Genomic DNA, 14,883 nt, shown 5'->3' with positions numbered 1-14,883 from the left:
GGCACCTCCCCGGGTGGACAGCGAAGTCGGACCCCTGCGCGCCGTGCTGCTGCACCGGCCCGGCAACGAGCTCAAAAGGCTGACGCCCCGCAACAACGACCAGCTCCTGTTCGACTCGATCCCGTGGGTCGACCGGGCCCAGGCCGAGCACGACGCCTTCGCCGACGTGCTGCGCAGCCGCGGCGTCGAGGTGCTGCTGCTGGCCGACGCGCTCCGGACGGCGCTGGCGGACGACCGCGCCCACGCGGCCGGCGTCCACGCGGCGGTCGACGACCGGCGGCTCGGCGGCGACCTCGCCGACTCACTGCGTTCGCACCTGTCCGGCGTCAACTCGGCCGGCCTCGCCGAGGTGCTGATGGCCGGGATGACGTTCGAGGAGCTGCCGTCCGCGGAAGGCGCGTCACTGGTGCGGATGATGAACCACCCGCACGACTTCGCCGTCGACCCGCTGCCGAACCTGCTGTTCACGCGCGACTCGTCGGCGTGGATCGCCGACCGCGTCGCGATCTCGTCGTTGACCATGCCCGCGCGCCGCCGCGAGACCGCGGTGCTGGACCTGATCTACGCCTACCACCCGTACTTCCGGCACGCGGCCCGCGCGTACGGCGCGCATTCGGCGCCGATCGAGGGCGGCGACGTGATGCTGCTGGCGCCCGGCGTGCTCGCCATCGGCGTCGGCGAGCGGACGACCGCCGCCGGCGCGGAGTCGCTCGCGCGGTCGGTGTTCGCCGACGGCATCGCGCACACCGTGCTGGCGGTGCCGATCGAGCAGTCCCGCGCGACGATGCACCTGGACACGGTGTGCACGATGGTCGACGCCGACGCGGTGGTGATGTACCCGCTGGCGCGCGACTCGCTGACGGCGTTCACCATCCGCCCGACCGGCGACGGCGGCGTCAAGGTCGCGGGCCCGACACCGTTCCTGGCGGCCGCGGCCGAGGCGATGGAGATCGACCGGCTGCGCGTCATCGACACCGGCCTCGACCCGGTGACGGCCGAACGCGAGCAGTGGGACGACGGCAACAACACCTTGGCGCTGGCGCCGGGTGTGGTCGTGGGTTACGAGCGGAACGTCGAGACGAACGAGCGCCTGGAGGCGGCCGGCATCGAGGTGCTGCCGATCGCCGGGTCCGAGCTGGGCTCCGGCCGAGGCGGGCCGCGGTGCATGTCCTGCCCGATCCGCCGGGAACCGTTGCATTAAATGAAGTAAGCCTTCCCTAAATGTGTACGACAATTTAGGGAAGGCTTACTTAAACTAGGCAAGTCTTCTTTAGGAATGGTAACCCTAATAGGGGAGAGATCACCAGACCCAAGTGGCTTTTCCGCCAATCTTGACCTATTCTGATCTCCATGGCCCTCACCAAGAAGAAAGAACCGCGCTCCAAGTTCTTCGAACTGCTGCAGGCGCAGATCCACAACGAGTTCAACGCGTCCCAGCAGTACATCGCGCTCGCGGTGTGGTTCGACGCCGAGGACCTGCCGCAGCTGGCGAAGCACTTCTACAAGCAGTCCGTCGAAGAGCGCAACCACGCGATGGCGCTCGTGCAGTACATGCTCGACCGCGACCACCACGTCGAAATCCCCGGCACGGGCGAAGTGCGCAACGACTTCTCCGGCGTCACCGAGGTCATCGAGCTCGCGCTCGAACAGGAGAAGGACGTCGCCACCGACATCTCCGCGATGGCCAAGGCCGCCCGCGCCGAAGAGGACTACATCAGCGAGCAGTTCACGCAGTGGTTCCTCAAGGAGCAGGTCGAAGAGATCTCACAGATGAGCACGCTGCTGAACGTCGTCAAGCGCGCGAACGGCAACCTGTTCGAGGTCGAGAACCACCTGCACCGCGAGTCCGTCGGCGACGGCGGCTCCGACTCGCAGATGCCGCCGGTGGCCGGCGGCGCACTCTGACTGTTTGACTGCTTTCCCACCACGCCGAAAACCCGGGCTCTCCCCCTGTGGACAGCCCGGGTTTTCGCATGTCGCCGGCGCTCAGCCGGCGCAGTCCTGGTTGACGCTCATGAGGCTGGTCTGCACGACCCCGGAGTCGTCGAGCCGGAAGTGGTAGTCGGCGGCGGCGGTGGCCGGGGCGACGACGCCCCCTGATTCGTCCCTCGCCGCGGGATAGGTCGCGAGCACCTGCTCCTTGGTCGAGCCGGCGCCGATGCCCTCGGCGGTGTGCGCCGCCTGGTTCGGGGTGACGACCGTGAGCCCGACCGCTTTCGAGACCACGACGGTCGCGGCCGACGGCACCCCGCTGCCCTGCGCGGTGTAGACCGTGCAACTGGCGCCGGCCTGCGCGTCGACGAGCGTGACGCCCTGCGCGGCGATCTGGGTCTCGGACATGCCGAGCTTGATGGCGCCGAAGCCGTCCGAACCGATCAGCGGCCCGCTCAGCACGGGCGGCAGTTTCGACGACGACTGGGCCGACGGCGGCCGCGAAGCCTTCGACGTCGGCGAAGCGGGAGGCGCCGAGACCTCGATGTCCTGGGTACTGGTCGGTCCCGGGACCGAGGTCTGGGGCTGCTGCCCGGCCGTGAGGTTTTCGGGCGGCTTGACGCTGATGGAAGAACCGTCGGCGGACATCACCGCGGTGCCGTCCTCGGCGTGCAGGTGCACCATGGTGAGCCCACCCGAGACGGCCACCACGGCCGCCGCGACACCGGTCACGGCCAAAACGCCCTGACGGCGCCGGCGACGCCGTCGCGCACCGGCGACGATGGTCGTGCCGGCCTCCGGTGGTGGCGGCAGGTCCAGCCGCTCGTCGGCGAACAGCTCACGCAGGCGCTGCTCCAGCTCGTCCTCGGAGATGTTCAACCCGCGTCACTCCCTTCGCCTTGGATGTCGGCTGCTGTCAGTTTCAATCGCAGCGAGGCGATCGCCTTGCTGGCCTGGCTCTTGACGGTGCCCTGCGTGACGCCGAGGGCACCGGCGATCTCCGCTTCCGAGAGACCTTCGTAGTAACGCAGGACCATGACGGCCCGTTGTCTCGGCGGCAGCGTTCGTAACGCGCGCCACAGCGGCTCGTGCTCGAACGGGTCGTCCGGCACGTGCGGGCTGGTGTCCGGCAGATCGGCCACCAGGTTCTCGCGGCGCGTGCGGCGCCAGCGGCTGACGTGCGCGTTCGCCATCGACCGGCGGACGTAGGCGAGCGGGTCGCCGGTCTTCTCGTGCACGTAGGTCCAGCGCGAACCGATCTTTTCCAGCACGGTCTGCACCAGATCCGCCGCGTCGTGCGGGTTGCCGGTGAGCGCGTGGCCGTACCGCAGCAGTCCGGGCAGGGTGGCCTGCACGAAGTCGCCGAAGTCGGCCAGCTCACCCGGCAACGTCGCGGCCCTCCCTCGGCCTGCGCTGGTCACCCAGGTATCTCCCCCGGTGAAGACGGGTGCCGCAGCGGTCACCGTATCGCCTCCCATCGGGGTCGGATAGCCGGAAGCCGAGTCGCTTTCCCCCTGAACACGCATCACAGCCCCCTCAGGTTGCCCGCGTTGCCGCCCGGATTCGCAGACGTCCGGGCGGGTGATGAGTTGGCCACGTCAGCGGCACGCGAGCGAGTCCGGCAGCCGGAAACCGCCGCCGCTCGCTTCGGTGAACTCGTGCACGCCGACGACGGCCGCGTGCGGAACCGGCCCGTAGACGTGCGGAAACCACACACCGGCCGGATGCGGCGGCTCGCCGTCCTCCCACCGGACGGCGACGCCGAGCTTGGCCGGATCGATCTCGAGCAGCACCAGATCGGTGCGGCCCCGGTAGAGCGCGTTGGCCGGCAGGTGCGCCGTGCCGAAGTCGGAACAGTGGACGAACCCGACCTCCCCCAGTGAAGGCGGCCGGTACTCGCCGCCTTCGCCCACTCCGGCCCAGTCGGCCGCCCCGCAGATGTGGAGTATCACGCGGAGAATGGTCCCACCACGACGTTCCGGCGGCGGTGTCTCGTGCGCCACATAAGGCCTGGTTGAACGCTCATCGAGCGGTTTCCGGTCACCGGTACGGACCGATGGTCCGGTGCTTTCCGACGGGGCCTACGCCGGGTGCGGGAGATGCCAGGTCACCGCACGTGCGGCGGCGGCAGGCCGCCCATCACCGACGCACTTTCGAGGCCGCAAAGCGTGGCGCTCGTCGGTGACGGGCTGCCCGCCCGGCGGCCGTCGCGGGCGCGCCTGCGAGTCGCAGTCCAGCGCGGCGAGGTCAGATCAGAACCGCCGCCGAGCGGGATGCTCGGCGGCGGATCGTCGTTCGGGGGGCGCGCGGTCAGCGCAGGGTGAGCTGGCGGCCGATGAGGCCGTCGCGGGCGCGGCGCTCGGCCGCGTTCAGCGGTTCGGTGTCGAGGGACTTCAGGGCCGTCTCGAGGCGGGTGCCGAGGGCGTCCTTCGCCTCCGCCCACTCGCGGGCATGGGCCTCGGGGTCGAGGTCCCAGACCGGGACCAGCAGCCCGTGCGCCCGGAACGAGCCCGCGTAGCGGGAGCCCTCGCCAAGGCCGAGCTCGCCGGCCGCGGACAACCGGGCCAGCGCCTGGAGCAGCAGGTTCTCCGGCTCCGGACGGACCCAGCGCAGGTGCGCCTTCTCGCCGGCGAGCACCCAGTAGGCACCGTGGCCGAGGCGCTCGGTCGGCATGATCGCGGCGTTCGCGCGCTCGAGGGACACCGCGACGTCGCCCGTGGCGTCCGCGTCCTCCGGCAGCCACCAGGCGAAGTCCTTGTGGAGCGTGACGTCGAGCTCGGCGCCCGGCGTCAGCAGATCCTGGAGGCGGGCGTTCTCGTCGGCGGACGGCGGGGTCGTCGTGTCCGGCACGCCGAGGACGTCGCCCTCCTTGGCGTCCAGCAGCCACTTCAGCGAGCGGCCGAGGTCGCGGCTGATGTCGGAGGACCGGGTCTGCACCTGCAGGCCGAGGTACCGCTCCCCGTCCGAGCGGACGAACGCGGCCGCGGCCATCGGCAGCACGGTGCCGAGGGTGACGTCGCCGCCGTCGGCGAGGGTCAGCTTGGCCGTCGCGGACGGTACGAACTCGCGCAGCGCGATCAGCTCGGGCTCCGCCGCCAGCCCCTCGAAGGGCTGGCCGACGAAGACGTCGCGCACCTTCGGCTTGCGGTCCGACGCCTGCTTGGGACCCTTCTTGCGCGCGCCCTTGCCCACTGGTGCCTCCTCTGGCTCGGCTTGGAACGCTATCGAAGGGTTAGTCTCGCGACGTGTTCGACCCCCGCGATCCCGCGTTCCTGGAAGACCCGTACCCGGCGTTCGCCGCACTGCGCGAACAGGGCGACGTCCATTTTCACGACGAGCTCGGCCTGGCCGTCGCGGTGTCGCACGCCGCGTCGTCGGCGGTCCTGCGGCATCGCGGGCTGGGCCGGATCTGGCAGGACGCGCAGCCGCTCGAACGGTTCGCGTCGTTCAACCTGCTCCACCGCAACTCACTGCTGGAGAACGAGCCGCCGGCGCACACCCGCCTGCGCCGGCTGATCGCGGGCGCGTTCGGCCGCGGTCACGTGCAGCGGCTGCGTCCGATGATCACGGCGCTCGCCGACCGGATGGTCGGCGACCTCGCCGCCGCGATCGCCGCCGACGGCAGCGCGGACCTCCTGGAACACCTGGCCCAGCCGCTACCGGTCGCGGTGATCGCCGAGCTGCTGGGCGTGCCCGGCACCGACGGTCCGCGAATGGTCGAGCTGTCCAACGCGATCGTGAAGATGTACGAGTACGGCCTGCCCGAGGACGGCCGCGACGCGGCCGAGCGGGCGGCCGCCGAGTTCGTCGAGTACGTCCGGTCGGTGGCTTCGGCGCGCGCCGACGCCCCGGGCGACGACATCATCAGCGACCTCCTGCGCAGTGAGCTGACGCCGGACGAGCTGGTCGCGACCGCGGTGCTGCTGCTGATGGCCGGCCACGAGGCGACGGTCAACGTGCTCGGCAACGGCATCACCGCGCTGCTCACCCACCGGGACCAGTGGGAGCGGCTGTTGGAGTCTCCTTCCTTGCTGGATTCGTGCGTCGAGGAACTCATCCGGTTCGACGCGCCGCTGCAGCTGTTCGAGCGGACGGCGACCGAAGACGTGTCGATCTGCGGACATGTCGTTTCGCAAGGGCAGAAGATCGGCGCACTGCTGGGTGCCGCGGCTCGCGACCCGAAGGTGTTCGACGCGCCGGACACCCTCGACATCGGACGGACGCCGAACACGCACCTCGGGTTCGGCCTGGGGATCCACTACTGCGTGGGGGCTCCTCTCGCTCGGGTGGAGATCGCCGCGGCGCTGAGTGCGTTGGCCGCGAAGCTGCCGGGATTGCGGATCGCCGAGGCTCCGCGGCGCCGGCCCGAGTTCGTGATCCGGGGGCTGCGGGAGCTTCGGGTCACGGTATGAGCCGGGTCCGGCGTGATCCGGGGCGGATCTCGCGTGATCGGACACCGAACTCGCGTGATTGAAGGCGGATCTCGCGTGATTGGCGGGGCATCACGCGTGATTGGGGAGGCATCACGGGGTTACTCCGGTGAAGAGGTCGTCTTCTTGGTTGGCGGGTGGGGTCGGGTGGGCCAGGTGGTAGTCCTCGTAGGGCCAGACTTTTTGCTCGATTTCGCGTGAGTAGGAGAAAAACGCGTGGGCCGGGTCGACCTGGGTCGTGTGGGCCAGGAGGGCTCGGTCTCGCGTGGCGAAGTGGGACTCGCAGCGGATTCGGGTGGTGACCGTCAGGGTTTCTTCGGTGGGCAGTTCCGTCAGGACTTCGGCCATCGCGGACTCCAGGCCGGCGGCCAGCGTGGCGTCGTGCAGGGCTTGGAACCACGCTCGGCTCAGGGCTGCTTGGTAGTACAGCTTTTGCGGCTGCCACGGTTCGCCGGTGCCCGGGTAGCGGGCGGGGTCGGCGGCCGCGGTGAAGGCTTCCAGCGTGACCTCGTGGGTGCGGATGTGGTCCGGGTGGGGGTAGCCGCCGGTTTCGTCGTAGGTGATCACGACATGCGGACGGAACTCGCGGATCAGCGCGACCAGCGGAGCGGACGCTTCTGACAGCGGCAGGGCGGCGAAGCAGCCTTCGGGCAGTGGTTCGCCTTCGCCGGGCAGGCCGGAGTCGACCAGACCGAGGAAACGCTGGCGGACGCCCAGGATTGCGGCCGCGGCGGCCATCTCCCGGCGGCGGACCGCCGGGAGGTCGGCGCGGTTTTCGGGCGTGTCCACGGCCGGGTTGAGGATGTCGCCGCGCTCGCCGCCGGTGCAGGTGGCGACGAGGACGTCGACGCCTTCGGCCGCGTACCGGGCCAGGGTGGCCGCGCCCTTGCTGGACTCGTCGTCGGGGTGGGCGTGGACGCTCAAGAGGCGGAAAGGCACGGGACTCCTTGGGAGGGCTCGGACATGAGGTGCGGTGGTATGGGCCGCGGCGGACGAAGGAGGCACCAGAACCGCAGGGGCCTCGTCAGTGTGGTGGCGCTGGGCTTGCTCGGGGGAAGAAAGCCGCGGGAACCAGGGTCAGGGCTGACAACGCCAAAGCCCAGGTGAACGTCGTGCCGAACGCCGCGGGTGGCGCGGAGGATACAAGGGAAGTGTGCAGGATCGCGGCCAGCAGAGCCGTGCCCAGCGAACCGCCGACGCGGTTGATCACGTTGAACGCGCTGGCCGCTCGCGGGATCCGGGAGCGCTCCAGGGAGCCGTACAGCGTAGTCATTCCCGGTGCCGTCGCCGCACCCAAGCCGGCTCCGCGGATCAGGAGCGAGATCGTCAGCAGAACTCCGCCGGGGGCCGAGGCGAGCTGGGTGAACGCGACCGTTCCCAGCAAGGACAGGCCGATTCCGGCCAGCATCATGCGGCGAGGGCCGAACCGGGCCAGGAGCCGGCCGCCGGCCAGCAGGACCGCTGCCGAGCCGAGGGCCTGGGGTGCCAGCAGCAGGCCCGCCTCCCACGGACTCGCGTGCTCCACCTGCTCGTAGTACAACGGCAGCAGCAACATCGAGCTGTACAAGGAGGCGCCCAACAGGAAGGTGCTGATCGACGCCACCGAGAACCCCTTGTCCCGGAACAGTTTCAGGTCGAGCACCGGTGACGGCGTCCGGGAGGCGTGGAGGCCGTACACCAGCAGCAGCACCGCTCCGGCCGCCCACGCGACGACCACGCCCTCGGCCAGGCCGTAGACGAACGCGGCCAGGCCCGGCGAAAGCAGCAGAATCCCGCGGACGTCGAGCCGCGAACAGGCGCCGGAAGGCGAAGGAGCCGGGAGCAGCCGGCGGGCGACCACGAACGTCGCCACGCCCAGCGGGACGACGCCGAAGAACATCCAGCGCCAGCCGAAGTCCGCCACCAGGGCCCCGCCGAGCAGCGGGCCCAGCACCGGGGCCACCGTGGCCGGCAGCGTGATCACGCCGATCATGCGGCCCAGCGCCGGACCCGCCGCCTGCGCGAACACCGCCTGCCCGACCGGCTGCATCAGCCCGCCGCCCAGGCCGTGGAGCACCCGGAACGCGATCAGCGCCGGTGCCGACCAGGCGAAGCCGCACAGCAGCGTGCCCGCCGTGAAGATCGCCACCGCCGTCAGCCACACCGCGCGGCCGCCGAAACGGTCCGTCAGCCAGCCCGACAACGGGATCGCCGCCGACGCCGCGAGCAGGTACGCGCTCGCCACCCACTGCACCGTCGTGACCGGGCTGCCCAGGTCACGGGCGATCGAGTCGATCCCGACGGTCACGATCGTCGCGTCGAGGATCGACAGCACCGCGCCCATGATCAGGACCCCGCCGAGCTGCCACAGCGCCGCGTCGGGACGAGCCACCGCTGTCGTCACATCCACCCCCAGGGGATTAGGTCGAACCTCAGATTAGGTCCGACCCATTCACTGAGTCAAGCACAAACTTGGGTTCGACCCAGTAGGGTGACGGCATGAGCGAGGGACTCCGGGCCCAGAAGAAGCACGAGACCAGGAAGACCATCTCGGACGTGGCGACGAAGCTGTTCATCCGCAACGGCTTCGAGGACGTGACGATCGCGGACATCGCCACCGAGGCGCGGGTCGCCAAGATGACCGTGACGAACCACTTCCCGCGCAAGGAAGACCTGGTCTTCGACATCCGCGCGGACTTCGCTTCCTGGCCGGCCACCCTGGTGCGCGACAGCGTCTTCCACGACACCCGCGAGCTCTACTTCGAAGCGCTCGGCGCCGAGCACGCGCTGGTCGGCTTCTCGGGCCCGGGTTTCGTGCGGATGATCAAGGAGAGCCAGGTCCTGACGAACGCGCTGCACGAGATGCACCGCGAGCGCGAGGACGCCCTGACGCACCTCCTGATCCGGCGCCACCCCGAGCAGGGACTCGAGCCGGTGCTCGCGGCCGCCCACCTCGCCACCGTGCTGCGGGTGCTCTTCCAGGAGGTCTTCGACCGGACCCTCGAGAACGAGAAGGCGATCTCCGACGCCTTGTGGCCCGCCGCCGAACTGGCCTTCGACCAGCTGGAACCGGTGCTCGGCCGGTACTAGCGCGCCGCGCCGGACGGCCGTGCGGTGCGCAGCTCGGGCTCCGGGGCTCCGGCCACCTTCAGCACGCGCATCGAGCGCACGGCCCGCGCGTCCGACGGCGCCAGCAGCGCCGAGAAGCGCCGCACGACGAGGGCGGTCACCACGGCCAGCAGGGCCGCCGCCAGGTCGGTCAGCGCGACCAGGACGACGCTGTCGGCCATCGCCTGGACGTCGTCGCGGAAGCGCCAGACGATCGTCGCGCCCAGCAGGACCCAGTTCAGCAGCCAGGCGCCCCACCACACGAGCACCTGCCGTGACGGCTTCGGCCGGACGTCGCGCGGGCGGCCCAGCACCGCGTGCTCCAGCTCGCCGGCGACCGACAGCGCCATCGGCAGGTTCGCCACCGGCACGAGGACGCCGACCAGCACCTGCCACACCGGCCGCGGCGGGTCGTCGCCCGAGACGTCCGCCGCCGCCCGGCGGGCGACCAGCAGCCACCAGAGCGTCAGCCCGGCCGGGAGCAGCGCGAGGATCGAGGCCAGCAGTCCCGCGGTGAGCACGAAACCGTCGGAGAACGCCACCACCGAGCGGTTCAGCGCGGACTCGCGGCCCTGGACGAGCAGCACGTACCGCCAGATCTCCGCGCCGGCGGCGACCACGGCGAGGACGGCGAACGCGAAGAGGACGGCGACCAGGCTGCGGCTGAGCACCGGCATCCGGTCGATCGGGCGGATCTCGTCGGACGCCGTGCCGGGCACCGAGGTCGGGCGGCGCCAGACCAGGTTGGGGAAGCCCCAGCGCGGCGGCACCGGGTACGACGGCGGCCCGTAGTACCGCTCGGGTGGCGTCACGCGGCGACGCGGCCACGCGCCCGGCGGCGGGGTCGCCACCCAGCGCAGCTTCGGCCGGTGCGAAGGACGGCGGTGGTACGGGTACGGCTCCGGCTGGGCGGCCAGCGTCCGGCCCTGCAACTGCTGGGCGTTCGGCGGCGGCGCCTGGCGCGGCCAGTACCCGGGTGGGTACTGAGGAGACTGACCCGGCTGCAAGGCTAGATCACTTCGGGATCGATGCCGGGGTGCTCGCCGACCATCGGCCGGCCTTCGCGCTGCCACGCACCCATGCCGCCGGCGACGTTCACCGCGTCCCAGCCGCTCTGGTTGAGCCACGCGGTCGCCCGCGCGGACCGGCCGCCGCTGCGGCAGATCACGTGGATCGGCTGGTCGTCGGGCAGGTCGGCCAGCTCGCCGACGCGGGCGGGCAGCTCCCCCATCGGGATGTGCACCGCGCCGGGCGCGTGCCCGGCGGCCCATTCGTCGTCTTCGCGGACGTCGAGCAGGACGAGGCCGTCCTTGGGCAGGTCGCGGACCTCGGCGGTCGGCAGTTCAGCAGGGCTCACCACGATCTCCATGCTGCCATGCGGGGGCGTTGCCCGCGCGTGAGGTGGACAAGAAGGAGGGCCCTCCCGCGAACGCGAGAGGGCCCTCCGGGAAAAGCTAGTGCTTGACGGCCTTCTCGGCGCCCGCGCCGGTCAGCGCGCGCACCTCCATTTCGGCGTACTTCTTCGGGTTGCGCTCCTTCGACAGGACCGTGCCGAGCCAGCCGAGCAGGAACGCCGCCGGGATCGAGACCAGGCCCGGGTTGTCGAGCGGGAACCAGTGGAAGTCGACCCCCTGGATCATCGACGCGCTCTTGCCCGTCTTCGCGTCCACCGGCTTGCCCGAGACCGCCGGCGAGAAGACGATCAGCACGATGGTGACGAGCAGGCCGCCGTAGATCGACCACAGCGCGCCCTGCGTGTTGAACCGCTTCCAGAACAGCGAATACAGGATCGTCGGCAGGTTCGCCGACGCCGCCACCGCGAACGCCAGGGCCACCAGGAACGCGACGTTCTGGCTCTTCGCCAGGATGCCGCCCGCGATGGCCAGCGCACCGATGACCAGCGCCGTGATCCGGGCGACGCGGACCTCGCCGCCGGTGGAGACCTGGCCCTTCTTGATCACGCTCGCGTAGACGTCGTGCGCGAAGGACGCGGACGCCGTGATCGTCAGGCCGGCGACCACCGCGAGGATCGTCGCGAAGGCGACCGCGGAGATGAACCCGAGCAGCACCGGGCCGCCCAGCTCGAGCGCCAGCAGCGGCGCCGCCGCGTTCGTCGTCCCCGGGGCCTTGGAGATCTTGTCCGGCCCGACGATCGCGCCCGCGCCGTAGCCGAGGACCAGCGTGAACAGGTAGAACACGCCGATCAGCACGATGGCCCAGACCACCGAGCGCCGCGCGTCGCGGGCCGTCGGCACCGTGTAGAAGCGCATCAGGACGTGCGGCAGCCCCGCCGTGCCGAGCACCAGCGCGATGCCGAGCGACAGGAAGTCGAGCTTCGTCGTGCCCGTCTTGCCGTACTGCTTGCCCGGGTCGAGCAGCGCCGCGCCGCCCTTGCCGCCCTTGTCGACGGCGGCCTGGAACAGGTCGGACAGGTTGAAGCCGTACTTGCCGAGCACCCAGAGCGTCATCGCGAACGCGCCGACGATCAGCAGCGCCGCCTTGATGATCTGCACCCAGGTGGTGCCCTTCATGCCGCCGATCAGCACGTACAGGATCATGATCACGCCGACGACGGCGATCACGATGTCCTGGCCCGCCTCGCCCGAGATGCCGAGCAGCAGGTTGACCAGACCACCGGCGCCCGCCATCTGCGCGAGCAGGTAGAAGAACGACACGATCAGCGTCGAAACCGCCGCCGCCGCGCGCACCGGCGTCTGCTTCATGCGGAACGCGAGGACGTCGCCCATCGTGAACTTGCCGGTGTTGCGGAGCAGTTCCGCGACCAGCAGCAGCGCGACGAGCCAGGCGACCAAGAAGCCGACCGAATAGAGGAAACCGTCGTAGCCGTTGACGGCGATCGCGCCCGCGATGCCGAGGAACGACGCCGCCGAAAGGTAGTCGCCGGAAATCGCGATGCCGTTCTGCGGACCGGTGAACGCCCGGCCGGCGGCGTAGTAGTCCGACGCCGTCTTCGTGTTCCGGCTGGCCCGGAACACGATCACCAGCGTGATCGCGACGAAGACCAGGAAGATGATGATGTTGAGGGTGGAGTTGCTGCCCTCGACGCCCGCGGCGACGTTCATTTGCGCGACTCCCCTTCGATGTCGGCACGGATCCCGTCGGCGACCGGGTCGAGCTTCCGGTTGGCGTAGCGCACGTACAGGCCCGTGATGACGAACGTCGAAACGAACTGCAGGAGGCCGAAGACCAGGCCGACGTTGATGTTGCCGACCAGCTTGGTGCTCATGAAACCGTGCGCGTAGTCGGCGAGGAGCACGTACAGCAGGTACCAAAGCAGGAACAGCGCGGTCATCGGGAACACGAACACCCGCAATCGGCGGCGCAGGTCCGTGAATTCGGGACTCCCCTGGATGCTCTCCCAGTCGGTCTGCGGCTCCGCGCCACCGACGTCGTGTTCGGTGCTGCTCACAGCGGATCTCCACCTTCCCGTTCTCGTACTGGCCGTACTGTTTGAAGCCAACGGACCGTAAAGAGTGAACGGCGTAGTTGGTAAGCCCCCAATCGGGCGCTTGACCTTGAGTAGAAATCCACCGAGAGATTCGCGCACGATGTCCGGTTAGCGAACCGGCCTTCACTCGATCGGGTAAAGAAATCCTGACCGGCTGTCAGTGCGTCACTTGCGGTGCCGGCCCCGGCCCGCGATCCGCGTCTTCTCTTCGGCCTGGCCGAACCGCGCGACCGCCCTGTCGCGCATGAAGCCGAGCGGATCGGGCGCGTGCAGCCGCAGCATGATGTCGTGCACGTGGTCGGGCCGCCCGTACCCCGTCGCGCGGCTGACGAAGTACGTCGTCACGAAGGCGACCGGCACGGTGATCAGCGCCGGCTGGTTGACGAACCACGGCGCCCAGCCGCCGGTGTAGCCGCTCACGACGTTGACGATCAGCGCGGCCAGCACGAGACCGCCGCCGACGAACATCCCGGCCAGCGCACCCGGCCAGGACAGCTTGCGCCACCAGATGCCCAGCACCAGCAAGGGACTGAACGTCGACGCCGCGAGCGCGAACGTCAGCCCGATCGACAGCGAGATGTCCTCCGGCCGCAGCGCGACCGCCAGCCCGATCGGGAACAGCGCGACCAGCCCGGTCGCGACGCGGAAGTCGCGGACCCGGCCGGGCAGCAGGTCGGTCGAGACCACCCCGGCGACGCTGACCAGCAGCCCGGACGTGCTGGACAGGAACGCGGCGAACGCGCCGGCCGCGGTGACCGCACCGAGGATCTGGCCGCCGACGCCCGGCAGCATCGCCGAGGGCAACCGCAGGATCGCCGCGTCCGTCTTGCCGGTGACCAGCAGCTCCGGGACGTACATCCGGGACAGCGCGCCCAGCAGCGTCGGGAAGAGGTAGAAGAGGCCGAGCAGCAGCAGGACGTGCACGGTGGTGCGGCGCGCGGCCTTGCCGTCGGGGTTGGTGTAGAAGCGGACCAGCACGTGCGGCAGGCCCATCGTGCCCAGGAACGTCGCGAACATCAGCGAGTACGTCTGGAGCAGGTCGGTGAGGCTGCCCGACGCGGGGTGCAGCCAGTTCGAGTTGTCCGCGACCGAGTCGCTGACCACCGGCACCGGCGTGCCGGCCAGGAACTTCAGCGTGGTGCCTTCGGAAACCGTGTGCGGCGCCAGCGGGGTCCAGTGCGTCGGCCCGGCGGCCGGGCCGTTGTCGGTGCGGCCGTACGCCCAGAGGTAGGTGTCGCTCCGGACGTGCAGGGTGACGTCGGTCTGGACGTCCACTGTGGTGTCGCCGGTGAACACCGGCGGGGCGGCTGCGCCGAGCGGGCGGAAGCCGTCCGGGCCGCCGCCGGCGAAGAAGACCATGCACAGCACGAAGGCGGGCACCGAGATCGCGAACAGCTTGAGCCAGTACTGGAAGGCCTGGACGACCGTGATCGCGCGCATGCCGCCGGCGATCACGTTGAACGCCACCACGACCATCACCGCGACCGCGCCGGCCCAGACCGGCACCGGCAGGATCGTCGCCAGCGTCAGGCCGGCGCCCTGCAGCTGCGGGACCATGTAAAGGATCCCGATGAACACGACGAACGCCGTCGAGAACCGGCGAAGGCCCTTCGAGCCGAGCCGCATTTCGACGAAGTCGGGCAGCGTGTACGCGCCGGAGCGCCGCAGCGGCGCCGCGACGAAGAGCATCAGGGCGAGGTAGCCCGCGGTGAAGCCGATCGGGAACCACAGCGCGTCGGCGCCGTCCTTGAGCACGATCCCTGCGATGCCGAGGAACGACGCCGCGGACAGGTACTCACCGGAGATCGCGGCGGCGTTGCGGCGGGACCGCACGGTCCGCCGGGCGACCAGGAAGTCGTGCGTGCTCGTGGCCGAACGCGAAGAGCGGTGACCGAGGAAGAACGTCACCACGGCGACCAGCACGATGCCGGTCAAGGCCCACGGGTTCAGCTGCACGGGGGAATC

General features: G+C 70.3%; 15 protein-coding genes. 4 read left to right on the top strand and 11 right to left on the bottom strand.

Annotated elements, in window-relative coordinates:
- Positions 1–13 precede the first annotated feature (13 nt).
- Together AB0M59_RS12630 and AB0M59_RS12625 are read left to right on the top strand one after the other, a co-directional pair.
- Complete coding sequence (locus AB0M59_RS12630) at positions 14–1,201, top strand: arginine deiminase (RefSeq protein WP_364613559.1); 1,188 nt, start codon at positions 14–16, stop codon at positions 1,199–1,201.
- 149 nt (positions 1,202–1,350) lie between these two features.
- Positions 1,351–1,905 (top strand): ferritin, encoded by a 555-nt coding sequence (locus AB0M59_RS12625; RefSeq protein WP_364613089.1) that lies wholly within the window; start codon positions 1,351–1,353, stop codon positions 1,903–1,905.
- An 81-nt stretch (positions 1,906–1,986) separates the two neighbouring features.
- Here the strand turns inward: AB0M59_RS12625 and AB0M59_RS12620 are convergent, their stop codons facing one another.
- The 4 genes from AB0M59_RS12620 to AB0M59_RS12605 form a co-directional block, all read right to left on the bottom strand.
- Entirely contained in the window at positions 1,987–2,811 is an 825-nt protein-coding gene (locus AB0M59_RS12620) for a hypothetical protein (RefSeq protein WP_364613086.1), read from the bottom strand.
- Positions 2,808–3,320, bottom strand: coding sequence for a SigE family RNA polymerase sigma factor (locus tag AB0M59_RS12615; protein WP_364613557.1), 513 nt, complete (start codon positions 3,318–3,320; stop codon positions 2,808–2,810). The genes AB0M59_RS12620 and AB0M59_RS12615 overlap by 4 nt, the downstream gene beginning before the upstream one ends.
- Before the next feature lie 210 nt (positions 3,321–3,530).
- Entirely contained in the window at positions 3,531–3,884 is a 354-nt protein-coding gene (locus AB0M59_RS12610) for a DUF952 domain-containing protein (RefSeq protein WP_364613084.1), read from the bottom strand.
- Positions 3,885–4,242: 358 nt separating this feature from the next.
- Complete coding sequence (locus AB0M59_RS12605) at positions 4,243–5,124, bottom strand: DUF5926 family protein (RefSeq protein WP_364613081.1); 882 nt, start codon at positions 5,122–5,124, stop codon at positions 4,243–4,245.
- A 53-nt stretch (positions 5,125–5,177) separates the two neighbouring features.
- On the opposite strand from AB0M59_RS12605, the gene AB0M59_RS12600 reads away from it, so the two are divergent.
- A complete protein-coding gene (locus AB0M59_RS12600) occupies positions 5,178–6,344 on the top strand; it encodes a cytochrome P450 (protein ID WP_364613078.1) in 1,167 nt (388 codons plus the stop codon).
- Positions 6,345–6,455: 111 nt separating this feature from the next.
- Here AB0M59_RS12600 and mca read toward each other — a convergent pair whose 3' ends face one another.
- Both mca and AB0M59_RS12590 read right to left on the bottom strand, forming a co-directional pair.
- Entirely contained in the window at positions 6,456–7,301 is an 846-nt protein-coding gene (gene mca, locus AB0M59_RS12595) for a mycothiol conjugate amidase Mca (protein ID WP_364613075.1), read from the bottom strand.
- A gap of 85 nt (positions 7,302–7,386) precedes the next feature.
- Positions 7,387–8,751, bottom strand: a complete 1,365-nt coding sequence (locus tag AB0M59_RS12590) for a DHA2 family efflux MFS transporter permease subunit (protein ID WP_364613072.1) — start codon at positions 8,749–8,751, stop codon at positions 7,387–7,389.
- 89 nt (positions 8,752–8,840) lie between these two features.
- On the opposite strand from AB0M59_RS12590, the gene AB0M59_RS12585 reads away from it, so the two are divergent.
- Positions 8,841–9,431, top strand: a complete 591-nt coding sequence (locus tag AB0M59_RS12585; RefSeq protein ID WP_364613069.1) for a TetR/AcrR family transcriptional regulator — start codon at positions 8,841–8,843, stop codon at positions 9,429–9,431.
- Here the strand turns inward: AB0M59_RS12585 and AB0M59_RS12580 are convergent.
- From AB0M59_RS12580 to AB0M59_RS12560, 5 genes are all read right to left on the bottom strand, one after another.
- Positions 9,428–10,456, bottom strand: coding sequence for a DUF4328 domain-containing protein (locus AB0M59_RS12580; protein ID WP_364613066.1), 1,029 nt, complete (start codon positions 10,454–10,456; stop codon positions 9,428–9,430). The genes AB0M59_RS12585 and AB0M59_RS12580 overlap by 4 nt on opposite strands.
- Before the next feature lie 2 nt (positions 10,457–10,458).
- On the bottom strand, positions 10,459–10,818 hold the full coding sequence (locus AB0M59_RS12575) for a rhodanese-like domain-containing protein (RefSeq protein WP_364463960.1): 360 nt from the start codon (positions 10,816–10,818) through the stop codon (positions 10,459–10,461).
- 85 nt (positions 10,819–10,903) lie between these two features.
- Complete coding sequence (locus AB0M59_RS12570; protein ID WP_364613063.1) at positions 10,904–12,532, bottom strand: cation acetate symporter; 1,629 nt, start codon at positions 12,530–12,532, stop codon at positions 10,904–10,906.
- Positions 12,529–12,879, bottom strand: a complete 351-nt coding sequence (locus AB0M59_RS12565) for a DUF485 domain-containing protein (RefSeq protein ID WP_364613060.1) — start codon at positions 12,877–12,879, stop codon at positions 12,529–12,531. The genes AB0M59_RS12570 and AB0M59_RS12565 overlap by 4 nt, the downstream gene beginning before the upstream one ends.
- 204 nt (positions 12,880–13,083) lie before the next feature.
- Entirely contained in the window at positions 13,084–14,874 is a 1,791-nt protein-coding gene (locus tag AB0M59_RS12560; protein ID WP_364613057.1) for a cation acetate symporter, read from the bottom strand.
- Positions 14,875–14,883 lie beyond the last annotated feature (9 nt).

The organism is Amycolatopsis sp. NPDC051371, from assembly GCF_040682155.1.
Classification (GTDB): Bacteria; Actinomycetota; Actinomycetes; order Mycobacteriales; family Pseudonocardiaceae; genus Amycolatopsis.
This window is presented reverse-complemented; position numbering and strand designations above follow the sequence as displayed.